General features: G+C 47.3%; 18 protein-coding genes. All 18 read left to right on the top strand.

The window, feature by feature from the left end; translation table 11 throughout:
* Positions 1 to 56 precede the first annotated feature (56 nt).
* The 18 genes from fliH (at position 57) to L3V31_RS05190 (ending at position 17019) form a co-directional block, all read left to right on the top strand.
* On the top strand, positions 57 to 857 hold the full coding sequence (gene fliH / locus L3V31_RS05275; protein ID WP_237315085.1) for a flagellar assembly protein FliH: 801 nt from the start codon (positions 57 to 59) through the stop codon (positions 855 to 857).
* 3 nt (positions 858 to 860) lie between these two features.
* Positions 861 to 2180: a flagellar protein export ATPase FliI gene (fliI, locus tag L3V31_RS05270; RefSeq protein ID WP_237315084.1), complete on the top strand. Its 1320-nt coding sequence runs from the start codon at positions 861 to 863 to the stop codon at positions 2178 to 2180.
* 5 nt (positions 2181 to 2185) lie between these two features.
* The gene (gene fliJ, locus L3V31_RS05265) at positions 2186 to 2629 is read left to right on the top strand and encodes a flagellar export protein FliJ (RefSeq protein WP_237315083.1); all 444 of its coding nucleotides are present in this window, start codon (positions 2186 to 2188) and stop codon (positions 2627 to 2629) included.
* A gap of 156 nt (positions 2630 to 2785) precedes the next feature.
* Positions 2786 to 4663: a flagellar hook-length control protein FliK gene (locus L3V31_RS05260; RefSeq protein ID WP_237315082.1), complete on the top strand. Its 1878-nt coding sequence runs from the start codon at positions 2786 to 2788 to the stop codon at positions 4661 to 4663.
* 75 nt (positions 4664 to 4738) lie between these two features.
* Positions 4739 to 5242, top strand: a complete 504-nt coding sequence (fliL, locus tag L3V31_RS05255; RefSeq protein ID WP_237315081.1) for a flagellar basal body-associated protein FliL — start codon at positions 4739 to 4741, stop codon at positions 5240 to 5242.
* A 7-nt stretch (positions 5243 to 5249) separates the two neighbouring features.
* Positions 5250 to 6296 carry a flagellar motor switch protein FliM gene (gene fliM / locus L3V31_RS05250; protein WP_237315080.1) on the top strand — a complete coding sequence of 349 codons (1047 nt, stop codon included), beginning with the start codon at positions 5250 to 5252 and terminating at the stop codon, positions 6294 to 6296.
* Positions 6297 to 6353: 57 nt separating this feature from the next.
* Positions 6354 to 6764: a flagellar motor switch protein FliN gene (gene fliN, locus L3V31_RS05245; protein WP_005433003.1), complete on the top strand. Its 411-nt coding sequence runs from the start codon at positions 6354 to 6356 to the stop codon at positions 6762 to 6764.
* A complete protein-coding gene (fliO, locus tag L3V31_RS05240; RefSeq protein ID WP_237315079.1) occupies positions 6764 to 7189 on the top strand; it encodes a flagellar biosynthetic protein FliO in 426 nt (141 codons plus the stop codon). Before fliN ends, fliO begins: the two co-directional genes overlap by 1 nt.
* Positions 7176 to 8045: a flagellar type III secretion system pore protein FliP gene (gene fliP / locus L3V31_RS05235; protein ID WP_237315078.1), complete on the top strand. Its 870-nt coding sequence runs from the start codon at positions 7176 to 7178 to the stop codon at positions 8043 to 8045. Before fliO ends, fliP begins: the two co-directional genes overlap by 14 nt.
* Before the next feature lie 25 nt (positions 8046 to 8070).
* A complete protein-coding gene (gene fliQ / locus L3V31_RS05230) occupies positions 8071 to 8340 on the top strand; it encodes a flagellar biosynthesis protein FliQ (RefSeq protein ID WP_014232658.1) in 270 nt (89 codons plus the stop codon).
* A gap of 8 nt (positions 8341 to 8348) precedes the next feature.
* Complete coding sequence (gene fliR / locus L3V31_RS05225) at positions 8349 to 9131, top strand: flagellar biosynthetic protein FliR (protein ID WP_237315077.1); 783 nt, start codon at positions 8349 to 8351, stop codon at positions 9129 to 9131.
* 3 nt (positions 9132 to 9134) lie between these two features.
* Positions 9135 to 10265 carry a flagellar biosynthesis protein FlhB gene (gene flhB / locus L3V31_RS05220; protein ID WP_237315076.1) on the top strand — a complete coding sequence of 377 codons (1131 nt, stop codon included), beginning with the start codon at positions 9135 to 9137 and terminating at the stop codon, positions 10263 to 10265.
* Between the two features lie 204 nt (positions 10266 to 10469).
* Positions 10470 to 12569: a flagellar biosynthesis protein FlhA gene (gene flhA, locus L3V31_RS05215; protein ID WP_237315075.1), complete on the top strand. Its 2100-nt coding sequence runs from the start codon at positions 10470 to 10472 to the stop codon at positions 12567 to 12569.
* 29 nt (positions 12570 to 12598) lie between these two features.
* A complete protein-coding gene (gene flhF, locus L3V31_RS05210) occupies positions 12599 to 14119 on the top strand; it encodes a flagellar biosynthesis protein FlhF (protein ID WP_237315074.1) in 1521 nt (506 codons plus the stop codon).
* 14 nt (positions 14120 to 14133) lie between these two features.
* Complete coding sequence (locus L3V31_RS05205; RefSeq protein WP_237315073.1) at positions 14134 to 15021, top strand: MinD/ParA family protein; 888 nt, start codon at positions 14134 to 14136, stop codon at positions 15019 to 15021.
* Complete coding sequence (locus L3V31_RS05200; RefSeq protein WP_237315072.1) at positions 15014 to 15748, top strand: RNA polymerase sigma factor FliA; 735 nt, start codon at positions 15014 to 15016, stop codon at positions 15746 to 15748. The genes L3V31_RS05205 and L3V31_RS05200 overlap by 8 nt, the downstream gene beginning before the upstream one ends.
* Before the next feature lie 46 nt (positions 15749 to 15794).
* Positions 15795 to 16163 (top strand): chemotaxis response regulator CheY, encoded by a 369-nt coding sequence (gene cheY / locus L3V31_RS05195; protein WP_237315390.1) that lies wholly within the window; start codon positions 15795 to 15797, stop codon positions 16161 to 16163.
* Positions 16164 to 16278: 115 nt separating this feature from the next.
* The gene (locus tag L3V31_RS05190; RefSeq protein WP_237315071.1) at positions 16279 to 17019 is read left to right on the top strand and encodes a protein phosphatase CheZ; all 741 of its coding nucleotides are present in this window, start codon (positions 16279 to 16281) and stop codon (positions 17017 to 17019) included.
* Positions 17020 to 17028 lie beyond the last annotated feature (9 nt).

The following is a 17028-nucleotide window of genomic DNA, read 5'->3' as shown; positions in this document are numbered from 1 at the left end:
GCTATTTTCCTACCGCAGGGCAACTTCACCACAAATCAAATAGGCATAGGTAACCCATGGTTGGCGATAGAAAACGTGGATTTATTCGTCCTGATGAAGATGATGCGATGATCGAACCGCAACGCTGGGGGCTGCCTGACTACGGCGAGCCAAAAGCCAAGCAAGCCAAACAGACGGCGTTTAACTACGATCCTGGCTGGGCTCCAAACTTTGATGAGCCAGAAGAAGAGCAAGTTCTTGAACTGACCGAAGAGCAGATAGAGCTGATCAAGCAAGGCGCTTATCAGGAAGGGTTGCACCAAGGTCAGGAAGCGGGCTTTAAACAAGGTTACGATAAAGGCAAAGAAGAAGGTTTACAGGCGGGTCATGCTGAAGGTTTAGAACTCGGTAAAGCTGAAGGTGTGAGTGCCGGGCAAGAGTTTATTCAGCAGCAGGTGGAAGTTTTCATGAATCTGGCCAATCAGTTTGCTCAACCTCTGGAGCTAATGAATGCTCAGGTTGAAAAGCAACTGGTGGACATGGTGCTGTGCCTTGTTAAAGAAGTCGTTCACATTGAGGTTCAGACCAACCCTCAAATTATTCTCGATACGGTCAAGCAGTCGGTTGAAGCACTGCCTATCTCTGGTCATCCCATTACGTTACATCTTAACCCGGAAGACGTATCCATCATTCGCTCTGCATACGGTGAGCAGGATTTAGATTGTCGTAACTGGACACTGGTTGCGGAGCCTTCACTCAATCGTGGTGATGTGCAGATTGCAGCGGGTGAATCGAGCATTAACTATCGTATGGAAGAGCGGATAAAAAATGTACTGCAGAGTTTTTGTGGCGCAAACCGTCATCAAGAGGGCGAGTAAACCATGTTAGCGCTGGCAGACCGCCTCAAAAACTACAAAGTCGAGGGGTTGACCTCAAGGCCGGTGGCCTCTGGCAAACTGGTGCGTGTGGTCGGTTTAACCTTAGAAGCGACAGGATGCCGTGCTCCGATTGGTAGTTTATGTCTGGTCGAAACCATGTCTGGGCATATGGAAGCGGAAGTGGTGGGCTTTTCTGGCGACAATCTGTTTTTGATGCCGAGTGAGCAAATCACCGGTATTTTGCCTGGTGCGAAAGTGACACCGTTGACCTGTGACGCCAGCTTACCCGTAGGAATGGAGTTACTTGGACGTGTTATTGACGGTGTTGGCAATCCACTCGATGGGCTTGGTCCTATCTATACCGATCACCGTGCTTCATTTAATGCTGAACCCATCAATCCACTGGCGCGTAAACCGATTTCAGAACCTCTTGATGTGGGTTTAAAAGCGATTAATGGATTACTGACGGTTGGTAAAGGTCAGCGCATCGGTTTGTTCGCCGGTTCTGGTGTGGGTAAATCGGTCACGCTGGGTATGATGACCAGGGGCACGACGGCGCAAGTGGTGGTGGTCGGGCTGATTGGTGAGCGTGGACGAGAAGTTAAAGAGTTCATCGAAGAGATCTTGGGTGAAGAAGGGCGTCGCCGCTCCGTTGTGGTTGCCGCACCGGCCGATGCATCTCCTTTAATGCGTTTAAAAGGCTGTCAGACAGCGCTTACTATTGCAGAATATTTCCGCGACCAAGGGTTGGATGTGCTGTTATTAATGGATTCATTGACCCGTTTTGCTCAGGCGCAGCGGGAAATTGCGCTGTCCGTCGGCGAGCCGCCTGCAACCAAAGGTTATCCACCATCAGTGTTTGCCAAATTGCCCGCACTGGTTGAGCGTGCTGGTAACGGCGGCGAAGAGCAGGGCTCAATTACCGCATTTTTTACCGTCCTGACAGAAGGGGATGACTTACAAGACCCGATTGCTGATGCATCTCGTGCGATTCTTGATGGCCACATTGTACTGTCTCGTGAAATGGCTGATGCTGGCCACTACCCAGCGATTGATGTCGAGAAATCAGTCAGCCGCGTGATGCCGCAAATTACGACCGAAGAGCATGTTCTGATGTCGAAAGCCGTCCGTCAGGTGTTGTCGATTTGCCGTAAAAATCAGGATTTGGTTTCCATTGGTGCTTACAAGCCGGGGACCGACCCAGCCATTGACAGTGCATTTACGATTAAGCCGAAGTTAGACGAATACTTGCAACAGCGTATGAAAGAATCCGTCCCATACGACATGTGCGTCAACATGCTAAGAAGTATTTTAGGTGGGTAATCACGATGAATAACGCCATGGAATTTTTGTTTGATCAAGCGAAAGAGCGGGAAGAGCAAGCCGTATTAGCTTTGAATAAAGCGCGTTCTGAGTTAGAGGATTACTACCGTCAAGTTGAGCAAATTGAAAAGTATCGGCTCGACTACTGTCAGCAGTTGGTTGACCGTGGACAGGCAGGCTTAACGGCAAGTCAGTATGGCCATTTGAACCGATTTCTTACTCAGCTGGATGAAACCTTGTCTAAGCAGAAGCAAGCAGAAAGCCACTTTAAAGAGCAAGTCGAAAACGGCAAAGAGTACTGGCTGAAAATGCGTAAAGAACGCATGTCTTATGAGTGGATGATTGAGAAGCGAGCTAAAGAGAAACAAGCCGCGGAAGCCAAGCGTGAGCAGAAGCAAATGGATGAGTTCTCGACGCTGCTCTATAGCCGCAAGGTCAAAGTGTTCTGACCCATACTCAGATAACTGTTGCCCGATCGCTTTGATGTATTTTCAGCGTCAGGAAAATTACGTTTTGTATTGGCGTGATTTTTGCAAATTCAACTTACCTCTGACATGTGATTTGGCCGAGCGAACTAGTTCAATGCCAAAAACGAGAATGTTTATATGAATGTGAATTTGTCTAATGTTGTTGTGACCAATAAGGCCTCGGTTTCTGAGACTGGTGCAAAAACGTCTACAGAAGGCTCAGAAAGCCAAGGTTTTATTGAAACCTTGGCTGGAGTATTCGCAGATTCACCCAAAGTTGAAGTGACTGATGAAAAATTGACGCCAGATGTACTTGAGGCTTCAGAAACGAGTGATAACACTCGTGCGTCTTCGCTGGAACCCTCTGAATCAGAAAATGAAGTTCAAGAGGGCATCGTAGCTGAGGAAAAAAGCGAAAATCAGTCAACCAATACATTGTTAGAGCAAGATGGTGTGCTGACGGAGTCTGAAGAACAAGAGGTGGCTACGGAAGCGGAAGAAAGCGTAAGTCACACGACAGCAGCGAGTAGTACGGTAACCGCGCAAAGCCAAGCTCCATCTGACCATGAACATTCTTTCGTGACGAAAAGGGAAGCTGAGCCGAATGTTGCCAAAAGCGATGAAGTTGTCGCTCTTGATGTGACTCATTCTATGGACGAAGGGCAGCAACTGCTCGGGAGAATTGAACAAGCAAATCAAGCCCTGAACTCTATGAATCGAGAGGTAGAGCGCGGCAAGGTTTTGCCTCCCAAGTCGACTGCTATTTTGGATCACGTTGGCAGCGAAAACGCTAAAAATTCAGAGGACTTAGGACTCATTGATACTTTTGAACGTGTTGAAAGTGGTGGGGATGCTGTTCCTGAATTGGCTGAGGGGAAAGATAAACCTCCTCAAAGAACTCAACTAGAAGCGACGCCGGAACAAAATGCCGTAAATATCGAGGCTATGACGTACACCGTGAGTGATTCTAGCCATGATGAGCTGGGTGTCATTCGTGAAAACTCAGTTAAGCGCGTCTCGATTGACGAACTTGAACTTATCGACACCAAGCTGGCTCAAGGTAAACCACTGACGAGTCAGGAAACTGCAATTATTGACGGTTTGAAAACGGGTGCCATTATCGCGGAGTTATCTGACGATGAACTCTCTCAACTAGTGGCTTTTCCAAACGAAGTAAAACTCGCACTATCAGAACCACAAACGGTTCAGCACAACGCGACGCGCCAACAGATGAACGTTTCGACTCCGACACCACAAGTGGCTGCTCAAGAGTTGAAAGCCGCGGCTGGACAAGTGCCAACGCAGGCGGCTGAAAAAGCCGTAATACCAGCCATGGCGGAAGGGCTAATGGCAGCAACTGTAAATCCTGCTATTGGGCAGATGGTGGCAAATACAGAAGTGAGCCATAAAGCAATGAACTCAGTATTGGCTACCGGAACATTAGCAGCTACGGCGGATAAGCAGGATAAAGCCGAGCCACTGCAGGGGTTAGCCACTCAGTTGCAAGCTGCTGTCAGTCAGCAAGGCTTAACGACACCTCAGCAAGCCCGAATTGATGCCGCGCAGCAAGCACAATTACCGTTGCAGTTAACCAAAGAGTTGGCTAACGATCAGGTCGCAGAAAAAGTGCAAATGATGATGTCGAAAAATTTGAAGAGTCTTGATATCCGCCTTGATCCCCCAGAGCTTGGCCGGATGCAAATTCGCATGACAATGAACAGCGATGTGGCCAACGTGCACTTTACGGTATCCAACCCGCAGGCGCGTGACATCATTGAACAAACACTGCCTCGATTAAGAGAAATGCTTGCCCAGCAAGGTATGCAGTTGGCTGACTCGTCGGTTCAACAGCAAAATAGTGGCCAGCAGCAAAGAGGATATTCTGCGGCGGAGCAAAATAAGCAGGATAGTTTTGGGCGAGGCTTCTCTGGTCAGACTGACGAGGACTTTGATGGCGGCGTTGAACTGAATGTGAATGTCACCGCACCGCATGATGGGATTAGTTTCTACGCATAACATCATTGAACTTGGATGATGAGAATAAATGTTGTCTCGTTATCTGCCAGATTAAATAAAAAATAAGAGAAATGAATGGCTGAAGAACAGTTACAAGGGGTGGGCGCACCTAAAGGCAAAGGTAAGCTACTGATTATAGTCGCGGTCGTGATTCTTTTGTTGGGAGCCGGTGCTGCTGCGTTCTTTTTCATGGGGTCGGATGATTCGGAGAAGTCTACCGATGCCAAACCGCAGCAAGCTCAAGTGGCCGCAGCCGAAGCTCCAGTCGCGTATGTGAACATTCCTCAGCCGTTTGTTTTCAACGTGACAGGAGACAGTCGTGACAGACTGGTGCAAATCAAAGCTCAGTTGATGGTACGTGGCTCAGAGAATGAACAACTGGCACGTTATCATTCGCCACTGATTGAGAGTTCACTGCTGTCAACGTTCGCTTCGGCAACCGTAGAGCAGTTGCGCTCGCCTACGGGACGAGTGGAGCTACGCGATCGCGCGTCTGAAGATATTAAAGCAGCACTCAATGCCGCTGTCGGCAAGTCAGTGATTGAAAAAGTACTGTTTACAGATTTTGTTATTCAATAGGTAAAACGTGACCGATCTATTAAGCCAAGACGAAATTGATGCGCTATTGCATGGCGTTGACGATGTTGATGACGTTGACGACTCCCTCGACGATGATTCCGGTGGTGCTGTCAGTTTTGACTTCTCGTCTCAAGACAGGATTGTACGTGGACGTATGCCGACGCTCGAGCTTATCAACGAGCGTTTTGCGCGGCACATGCGTATTAGCCTGTTCAATATGTTACGCAAAACGGCGGAAGTATCGATTAACGGCGTACAGATGATGAAATTTGGTGAATACCAAAATACGTTGTACGTCCCGACCAGTTTGAACATGGTTCGCTTCCGACCGCTAAAAGGTACTGCGCTGATCACTATGGAAGCGCGCTTGGTATTTATTTTGGTAGAAAACTTTTTTGGTGGTGATGGTCGATTCCACGCCAAAATTGAAGGCCGGGAATTTACCCCTACCGAGCGACGTATTATCCAATTGCTATTGAAAGTCGTGTTTGAAGATTACAAAGAAGCATGGTCGCCTGTTATGGGAGTGGAGTTTGAATATCTCGACTCTGAAGTCAACCCAAGCATGGCAAACATTGTTAGCCCAACCGAAGTGATTGTGGTCAGTTCTTTTCATATCGAAGTCGATGGTGGCGGTGGTGATTTCCATGTGGTCATGCCTTACTCCATGGTTGAACCGATCCGTGAACTGCTTGATGCAGGTGTCCAGTCAGACAAGATGGAAACCGACGTTCGCTGGAGCTCTGCTCTGCGCGAAGAGATCATGGATTGTCCGGTTAACTTCCGCGTGAACTTGCTGGAAAAGAATATTTCACTGCGTGATCTGATGGAGCTGCAGCCGGGAGATATCATCCCGATAGAAATGCCGGAGCATGCGACTATGTTTGTCGAAGATTTGCCGACCTATCGAGTGAAAATGGGACGTGCAGAAGACAAGCTGGCGATACAGATTTCAGAAGAAATTGATCGTCCTCACGTCGTAAAAACAGAATTATCTTTCTTGAGTAAAGACATCATGTCTGAACTTGAGAAGGACAACGAAACAGAAAATTAGATACCTTACCGAGCTCCTATGTTGTGGCGCAAGTAAGGAAAAGAACAGGATAGAAAAATGGAACCAAGTGACGATCAAAAGCTAGCGGACGAATGGGCAGCCGCTCTTGGTGAAGACCCGTCTGCACCGTCAATTGACGTAGATGAAGTCTTGGCAGCACCTCTGGAGGAGCTGAAAGATACCTCGAGCCCAATAACTGATGATGAACGTCGTAAACTCGACACAATCATGGATATTCCTGTGACGATTTCTATGGAAGTCGGTCGTTCGCAAATCAGCATCCGCAACCTACTGCAATTGAATCAGGGATCGGTGGTGGAATTAGATCGCCTGGCTGGTGAATCACTGGATGTATTGGTTAACGGCACTCTTATTGCTCACGGTGAAGTGGTTGTGGTCAACGACAAGTTTGGTATCCGTTTAACCGACGTGATCAGCCAGACTGAACGTATTAAGAAGCTTCGCTAATGATCAGTGGTTCAAAAAGATGGAAGCAAATGCTAGGGGCACTGAGTTCCACTCTGAGTGCGCCATTGGCATTTGCTTCTTCTGCTTCGTTATCTGCGCCAAGCAGTTTCGATCTGTTTACCACCCTCGGCTCGCTTGTGCTGGTGATTGGTGTGATATTGCTGCTTGCTTGGTTGTTGAAACGCATGCAAGGGCCGACATTCGGGCAACAAAAAGGCTTAAAAATAGTCCGCCAGTTACCAGTGGGAACCAAAGAGCGAATTGCGGTTATTCAGGTCGGTGAAGAGCAGTTCTTAGTTGGCATAACCAGCCAATCTATCCAAACGCTTGCCAAGCTTGAGAAGCCTCTTAAAGAGGAAGAGTTGGCGAATAATGCTTTTGCCAATCAATTTAGTCAGCTGATAAAGAAAAATGACCAACGCTAATCCCACTCGTCTCATCATGAGCACCTTGATTTTGCTGGCGAGCGTATTGTTTTCTTCACTTTCGTTTGCTCAGGTGGAGGAGTCTTCTCTGCCTGCTAACTTGGCTGAAGGGGACAGCGTAACCGTTCAGGCTATGCAGAGTGATGCGGGGGCTAGCCGTTCAATATCGGTCACCAATAGCGGTGGAATCCCTGCGTTTACCATGACCGCAAATCCCGATGGTAGCGAAGATTATTCAATTACGCTGCAAATCCTCGCCTTAATGACCATGCTTGGCTTCTTGCCTGCAATGGTGATTTTGATGACGTCATTTACGCGAATTGTTGTAGTCATGTCGATTCTTCGTCAGGCGATGGGTCTGCAACAAACGCCTTCCAATCAGGTGATTATTGGTATTGCACTTTTCCTTACCTTCTTTGTGATGTCACCGGTTCTGAATGAGATCAATGACAACGCCATTCAGCCTTATTTGAATGAGCAAGTGACTGCCCGTGAAGCGTTTGATGCCGCACAGGTGCCAATGAAAGCCTTTATGCTCAAACAGACTCGAATTAAAGACTTAGAAACCTTCGTCAATATGTCGGGAGAGCAGGTGACAAACCCAGAAGACGTATCCATGGCAGTACTGATTCCGGCGTTTATTACTTCTGAGCTGAAAACCGCCTTCCAAATTGGCTTTATGTTGTTCTTGCCGTTTTTGATCATCGACCTTGTCGTCGCTTCAGTACTTATGGCCATGGGTATGATGATGTTGTCACCAATGATTGTATCTTTGCCGTTTAAGCTGATGCTATTCGTGCTGGTGGATGGCTGGAATTTGATATTGTCGACGCTCGCCGGCAGTTTTGCCTTGTAGATTGGCGCCGAGTAGAGGATAAGACATGACTCCAGAAATGTTTGTCGAGCTGTTCCGTGAAGCGCTGTGGATGGTGCTGATCATGGTCTGCGCCATTATCATTCCGAGCTTGCTTGTGGGGCTTATCGTGGCTGTTTTTCAGGCTGCAACGTCAATTAACGAACAAACCTTGAGTTTTTTGCCTCGTTTGATCATCACTTTGCTCGCTCTGATGCTTTTTGGTCACTGGATGACACAAATGTTGATGGAGTACTTCTACGGCTTGATTGAGCGCCTGCCTCAAGTGTTGTACTAGGGACGTGCATGGAATACCCCACTAGTATCATTTTGGAGTGGATCGCCAATTACTTTTGGCCCTATGTCCGTATATCGTCCATGTTGATGGTGATGACCGTCACTGGGGCACGTTTTGTGTCGCCTCGAATTCGCCTCTATCTGGGGATCGCAATCACGTTTGCGGTCATGCCCGCGATACCCACTGTTACGCAAGATATTGAGTTGGTCTCATTTCGCGGTTTTATAACCATTGCCGAGCAGATGGTCATCGGTATTGCGATGGGCATGGTGACGCAATTCATGATTCAGACTTTTGTCTTGTTAGGGCAAATTCTCGGCATGCAATCCAGTTTGGGTTTCGCCTCTATGGTTGACCCGGCTAACGGCCAAAATACCCCTTTGCTCGGTCAGCTGTTTATGTTTTTAACCACCATGTTTTTTCTTGCAACAGACGGGCATTTAAAAATGTTGCAGCTGGTGGTTTTCAGCTTTAAAACACTGCCCATCGGCTCAGGTACCTTAACAGCAGTGGATTTCCGTGAACTGGCTGGCTGGCTGGGTATCATGTTTAAAACTGCACTGAGTATGTCTTTATCGGGCATTATCGCTCTATTGACGATCAACTTATCGTTCGGTGTTATGACGCGCGCTGCGCCACAGTTAAACATTTTTTCACTTGGCTTTGCGTTCGCCTTGATGGTGGGGCTATTAATTTGTTGGTACATCTTGGCTGGCTTGTACAGCCACTACGAGCTGTACTGGGCAGTCGGTGAAGCGCAGATTTGCCGCCTCATTCGCTTGGAGTGCTAGGGTTTGGCAGAGTCAGACGGTCAGGAACGCACCGAAGAAGCCACGCCCCGACGGTTACAACAAGCCCGAGAAAAGGGGCAGGTTGCTCGTTCTAAAGAGCTCGCGTCGGCGTCGGTACTGATAGTCGGTGCTATTTCGCTGATGTGGTTTGGTGAGGCATTAGCGCGCGCGTTATTTTCCATCATGAGTCGCCTATTTAACCTGACCCGTGATGAGATTTTTGATACCGCTAAGTTGTTTGATATCGCTTTAGGCGCAATGACAGAGCTATTCTTTCCGCTCTTTCTTATTTTGGTCACCTTATTTATCGCAGCCACGCTAGGTGCAGCGGGTGTTGGTGGCATCAGTTTTTCTGCCCAAGCCGCTATGCCGAAGCTGTCAAAAATGAACCCTCTCAGTGGCCTCAAGCGTATGGTTGGTATGCAAAGTTGGGTTGAGCTCATCAAGTCGATCCTTAAAGTCGTGCTGGTGACCGGGATAGCGATTTATTTGATTCAGGCTTCGCAAGCAGACTTGATTCAACTGAGTATGGATGTCTATCCGCAGAATATTCTCCACGCCCTCGATATTTTGCTGAATTTTATCTTAACGATCAGTTGCTCATTGCTGATAGTGGTTGCCATCGACATTCCTTTTCAGATTTGGCAACACTCAGATCAATTGAAAATGACCAAACAAGAAGTCAAAGATGAATATAAAGAGACGGAGGGTAAGCCTGAGGTTAAAGGTCGAATCCGTATGTTACAACGGGAGGCAGCACAGCGCCGTATGATGGCTGATGTACCTCAAGCGGATGTTATCATCACCAACCCTGAGCACTTCTCGGTCGCGTTGCGCTATCAGCAGAAAACGGATCGTGCCCCTGTTGTTATCGCCAAAGGTACTGACCATATGGCAATGAAAATCCGCGAGGTCGCACGCGAGCATGACATTACCATTGTTCCAGCGCCACCGTTAGCTCGTGCGCTATACCACAGTACAGAGCTGGAGCAGGAAATCCCGGATGGTCTGTTTACTGCTGTGGCGCAAATATTAGCATTTGTCTTCCAGTTAAAGCAGTACCGCAAGCGTGGTGGTCAGAGACCTAAGCTTCAGGATTATGATTTACCTATCCCACCAGAACATCGTCACTAGACTTAGTGGCACGTCAAATAAAAGTTTTTGATTCAACGATTTGTGACCTGTTGAGCCTTTAGTCATTATTTTGGCGTAAATCATGGTACGCAGATTGCTAAGAATGAGGTAACTATCAACAATACCTAAACTTTTAGGCCGAAGCCGTCGCGCATAACTTGGTTACCAAAGCGATGCTTTCACTCGATTGAGATACTTTGCAGTATGAAGTTAAACCTGCCATTTGCAGATAAATTGCCACGAATTCCTCAGCGTGAAATGCCAGCCATCGGCGCACCTGTTATGGTCTTGGCCACCCTTGCAATGGTGGTGTTGCCGATACCTGCATTCCTGCTTGATATGTTTTTCACCTTCAATATCGCGCTATCCATGGTGGTGTTATTAGTCACGGTTTACACTCGGCGTCCGCTTGACTTCGCGGCATTCCCTACCGTCCTGCTAATCGCGACGTTACTGCGTCTGGCGCTGAACGTCGCGTCGACGCGCGTCGTATTACTGCATGGTCATGAAGGCGGCGATGCGGCGGGTAACGTTATCGAGGCGTTTGGTAACGTGGTGATTGGCGGTAACTATGCAGTTGGTTTAGTTGTTTTCCTTATCTTGATGATCATTAACTTCATGGTGGTCACCAAAGGTGCTGGTCGTATTTCAGAGGTAAGCGCTCGCTTTACTTTAGATGCCTTACCGGGCAAGCAGATGGCGATCGATGCTGACTTAAATGCGGGGCTAATCGATCAGGAACAAGCGCGCGTGCGCCGTTTTGAAGTGACCAAAGAGGCGGACTTTTACGGCTCAATGGATGGTGCATCTAAGTTTGTTAAAGGTGATGCGATTGCCGGCATCCTGATTCTGTTTATCAATATTATCGGTGGTCTTTCCATCGGTATGGCGCAATACGGTTTAGGTTTTGGTGATGCGATTGAAATCTACACGCTGTTGACCATTGGTGACGGCCTTGTCGCACAGATCCCGTCACTATTACTGTCGATTGCCGCTGCAATGATGGTGACGCGCCAAAATACTGATGAAGACATGGGCGAGCAGTTGGTTTTCCAAATGTTTGATAACCCGAAAGCGCTCATGATCACTGCCGCAATCCTCGGTGTGATGGGGATTGTCCCGGGCATGCCACATTTTGCGTTCCTGAGTCTGGCTGTTGTTGCCGGAACAGCTGCGTATTTGATCGATAAGCGTCAAAAACAGAAAGCCAAAGAGCCTGCTCTACCAGCGACAGCCGAGGAGGGCAGTGAGCCGTCCTCGCAGCGTGAGCTTTCATGGGATGATGTTCAACCTGTCGATATTATTGGATTAGAAGTGGGTTACCGCTTGATTCCGCTTGTTGACCGTGACCAGGGTGGGGAACTGTTGGAGCGCGTCAAAGGAGTACGTAAAAAGTTATCTCAGGATTTCGGCTTCCTCATTCCGGCGGTCCATATTCGAGACAACCTGGAACTGACCCCGAACAGCTACCGTATTACCTTAATGGGCGTTGCGGTGGGTGAGGCTGAAATTCGTCCGGACCAAGAGCTCGCGATTAACCCCGGACAGGTTTACGGCATGATTGATGGGGAAGCCACCATTGATCCGGCATTTGGACTTGAGGCCGTATGGATCCGTGAGGAACAGAGAGAGCATGCTCAGGCACTAGGTTACACGGTAGTGGATTCATCCACGGTTTTGGCAACACACCTTAGCCAGCAGTTAACCAACAATGCGTCGCAATTGATTGGTCATGAAGAAGTTCAGAACCTGATGGAAATGTTGGGTCGAAGTGCACCTAAGCTGGTGGAGAATTTTATACCAGATCAGTTACCGCTGGGGGTGGTGGTGAAAGTGCTGCAAAACCTGCTTAATGAAGCGATTCCAATTCGTGATATCCGTACCATCGTGCAAACCTTGGCGGAGTACTCCAGTAAGAGTCAAGAACCTGACATTTTAACGGCGGCCGTTCGTATCAGTCTAAAACGTCTAATTGTTCAGGAAATCAATGGTATAGAGCCTGAGTTGCCAGTAATCACTCTGATTCCTGAGCTGGAACAGATATTGCATCAGACAATGCAGGCATCAGGCGGCGAATCCGCAGGTATTGAACCTGGGCTTGCCGAACGACTGCAGTCTTCACTGAGTCAGGCAACGCAAGAACAAGAATTGAAAGGTGAACCTTCTGTTCTGCTAACTTCTGGCGTTCTGCGATCGACGTTGGCTAAATTTGTGAAGAACACAATCCCTAATCTCCGGGTTCTGTCCTATCAGGAAATACCGGATGAGAAACAGATCAGAATTGTGCAAGCCGTGGGTAACTGATTCTCACGCCTTTTTAATGGATTGATAGTTTGAAAATAAAGCGATTTTTTGCCAAAGACATGCGAACAGCGCTGCTCCAAGTAAAAGAGGAGTTGGGTGCGGAAGCGGTAATCATGTCGAATAAGAAAGTGGCTGGCGGGGTAGCTATCGTGGCAGCCATCGATAGCGAATCAAACTCGTCTTCACCACAGGCTTCTGCGCAACAGAATCGCGCTACCTCTCTACCTAATCGTTACAACGAACATCGTCAAATGTCTTCTTCAACGGCTGAGCGTTTTCAGGAGCGTAGCTTAGAAGAAGATAAAATAAGCCTGCGTAGTAATAAAACCGATTCTCACGAAAAATCAGGCTCAATGACGCAGCGTTTTGCGAGCATGCTTAAGCATTACAGTGGTGGCAAAGAGGACTCTGATGAGTATGTTGCTGAAAATGAAGACTCGCTGTCAGCACTGCTAAAGCGCCAAAACAAGCAACGTGATGAATACAGTAAAGAGAGGCCTGTGCCTTATCAGCCAGACTCACCCTTAGCGAAGCTGATCGCTCAAGATGATCGTTTTGAACCGCCAAAGCCAAAACTAGACCCAACACGCTACGATCGTCGCAGGCCCTCTGATGCCCGTGATGACTCACCGACGGAACTGGAAAATATGCGCGAAGAGATGACATCAATTCGACGTCTGTTGGAGCATCAGGTTTCTGGTTTAATGTGGCAGGAAGTAGAGCGCCGTGAGCCGTTAAGAGCCATGCTAATCAAACGATTAGAGCGGATGGGCGTGTCTCCTGAATTAGCGGATCAAATGGCTTGTTATATCCCAGAAGATACCAAACCTGCTCGAGCATGGAAGGCACTACTTTCACTCGTAGCAGATCAAATCCATATTCCAAAGCAAGATATTTTAAAGCGCGGCGGTGTGGTTGCATTGCTCGGGCCAACGGGCGTCGGCAAAACGACAACCGTAGCAAAGCTGGCGGCTAGGGCTGCAATGGAATATGGTGCCGACAATGTGGCACTGGTTACAACAGATACTTATCGTATCGGCGCACATGAGCAGCTCTCTATTTATGGAAGAATTATGGGTTGTCCCGTAAGAGTTGCTAAAGATTCTAAGGAGTTAGCCGATGTAATATATCAGCTACGAAACAGAAGATTGATTTTGGTTGATACGGCAGGGATGGGGCAACGAGATGTGAGGCTGACTGAGCAACTCGATACCCTGATGCAAGAAAGCGGCGAAGTGATTCACAGCTACCTTGTTTTGCCAGCTACCGCACAACGCCGCGTTCTGCAAGAAACGCTGGATCACTTCCGACGCATTCCTTTGTCAGGATGTATAATGACTAAACTTGATGAATCCTTGAGTTTAGGGGAGTTCATCAGTGTAGTGATCCAAAATGCATTGCCAGTGGCTTACATTGCTAACGGTCAGCGCGTACCAGAAGACATTGTGATAGCACAACCAAAATACATGCTTGCGAAAGCAAATGAACTGTTAGAGAAGTCGATAGAGAACGAACCTCACTTTTGGAACAGTGAAAGTGAAGGACTCTAGGGCGACGGATTACTATGACTGAGAATATGATACACGATCAAGCAAGCGGCCTCCGTCGCTTAACACAGCCATCATTAACCAAAGTAATTGCTGTTACTGGTGGTAAAGGTGGTGTGGGTAAATCAAACGTAACACTGGGTTTGGCGATCTCTATGGCTCGTCAAGGCAAGAAGGTAATGGTTCTTGACGCTGACTTAGGTCTGGCTAATGTTGATGTAATGCTCGGTATTCGTGCAAAGCGAAACTTAGGACATGTCCTAGCCGGGGAATGCGAGCTAAAAGATGCGATTGTGGAAGGACCTTATGGGATTAAGATAATTCCGGCAACATCTGGCTCACAGAGCATGACTGAGCTTTCTCATTCACAGCATGCCGGGCTTATTCGTGCATTTGGCAGTCTCGAAGATGAAATGGATGTCCTACTGGTTGATACCGCCGCAGGTATCTCAGACATGGTTATCAGTTTCTCGCGAGCAGCCCAAGATGTGGTTGTCGTTGTGTGTGATGAACCGACGTCTATCACTGATGCATACGCATTAATCAAACTGCTGAGTAAAGAGCATCAGGTTCAACGCTTCAAAATAGTCGCGAATATGGTTCGAAGCTATCGCGAGGGGCGAGAACTGTTTGCAAAACTGACACTTGTCACAGAACGATTCTTGAATGTAAGCCTTGAGCTCGTCGCCTGTATTCCTTTAGATGATAAAGTACGTCAGGCAGTTAAACGCCAGAAAATTGTCGTAGATGCGTTCCCACGCTCTCCTGCTGCTTTAGCGATCAGTTCTTTAGCGAATAAAGCATTAACGTGGCCAATACCAAAAACGCCAAGTGGACACTTGGAATTTTTTGTCGAAAGGTTGCTAAATCGTAGTGAATTCACAGAGGACCCATTTGGTGAATAATGCAGTAACCTACGATCAACGCGGGAAAGTAAACAGTCAACAGGCGTTCATAGAACGTTATTCTGTGTTGGTTAAGCGTATTGCTCATCACCTTCTAGGCCGCTTACCGCCGAGTGTTCAGGTAGAGGATTTAATCCAGGCCGGCATGATCGGCCTTATCGAAGCTCAGCAGAATTATGACGGCACTAAAGGTGCGAGTTTTGAAACCTATGCTGGTATCCGTATTCGTGGCGCAATGTTAGACGACATGCGCAAAGGTGATTGGGTACCGCGTTCGGTTCATAAAAATAATCGTGAAATCAATCAAGCGATTGCAGAGCTCGAAGGTATTCTCAACCGTGATCCGACAGACTCTGAAGTGGCGGCACATCTCGAAATGACACTGGATCAATATCATAGTGCACTAACTGATATAAACTGCTCAAAGTTAGTCGGTATTGAGGATTTAGGTGTTTCAGATGATGTGATTTCACCGTCTGATGAAAGTGATAACAGCAACCCATTTAAAGGCGTGGCTGATGAATCTTTTCGTAAAGCACTGATTGAATCAATAAAACAGCTTCCAGAGCGTGAAGCGTTGGTACTTTCGCTTTATTATGACGAAGAACTTAATTTAAAAGAAATTGGCGATGTATTGGGCGTAAGCGAATCTCGCGTAAGTCAAATTCTGAGTCAATCGATGCAACGTTTACGCACCAAGCTGAGTGCGTGGACACAAAATCATTAGAAAACACTGACTTTATGATTCAGTGGAGGCAATTTTGAATAAAAACATGAAGATCCTTATTGTTGATGACTTCTCAACAATGCGCCGTATTGTTAAAAACCTGCTTCGAGACTTGGGTTTTAATAACACTCAAGAAGCGGACGACGGTTTAACTGCATTACCAATGCTGAAAAAAGGTGACTTCGATTTTGTGGTAACTGACTGGAATATGCCAGGTATGCAAGGTATCGATTTGCTGAGACATATCCGCGCGGATGGTGAGCTAAAGCACCTTCCGGTTCTAATGATTACAGCTGAAGCGAAACGCGAGCAGATCATCGAAGCTGCTCAAGCTGGTGTTAATGGTTACATTGTTAAGCCATTTACCGCTGCAACATTAAAAGAAAAGCTAGAGAAAATTTTCGAGCGTTTATAACTCGCTTATTCTTTGTTAGTCGAGTCATTAATACCAAATAAAAAACCTCAACAATGACTCGATTCGTGTTTCCCCAAAGCAATAAGAAGAACTAAACGTAAAAGGTCTATTCAGAATGATCTCACTAGAGCAGGCGAAGTCGCTCGTTCAAATGCTAGAGAACGGGCAACAAGAGCAAGCCAATATGCTCGTTTCCTCGTTATATGAAGGCGTTGAGAATCCAATGCTTCAAGAAATTGGAGCGTTAACTCGCGATCTTCACGATTCACTCAAGCAGTTCAACTTCGATCAACGCATGACTGAAATCGCTCAAGATGAAATTCCGGATGCACGGGATCGTCTTAACTATGTGATTGAGAAAACAGAGCTGGCAGCGAACAAGACGATGGATGCAGTCGATTACTGCTTTCCTATCGCAGATAACTTGCATGAAGGCCTTCTGCAAGTCCGTCCTCAATGGAATGAACTGATGCGTGGTCGTATTGAGTTAAGTGAATTCAAAGCACTTTGCCATCGTATCGACAAGCTGTTGGTTCAGGTAGAAGGCGACAGTACTGAACTGCGCGGTCAATTGACCGAAATTCTCATGGCGCAAGATTTCCAAGACTTAACGGGCCAAATCATTCGCCGTGTAATCACGTTGGTGAATGAAGTTGAAGGCCGCTTAGTGGAAATTCTTACCGTTTTCTCTGGCAACAAACCAGAAGAACAGGCTCAAGTTTTAGAACAACCGGCAGATAAAAAGAGTAAACCATCAAGTGAAGCCGAGGGCCCAATTCTTCATCCTGAACTGAGAGAAGATGCGGTTTCATCGCAGGACGAAGTCGATGACTTGTTGTCCAGTCTTGGATTTTAAAGGTAACGT

Origin of the sequence: Vibrio sp. J1-1, from assembly GCF_021728395.1 — a bacterium.
GTDB lineage: Bacteria > Pseudomonadota > Gammaproteobacteria > Enterobacterales > Vibrionaceae > Vibrio.
The sequence above is the reverse complement of the archived record's forward strand: the minus strand, read 5'-3'. Positions and strand labels throughout refer to the sequence as shown.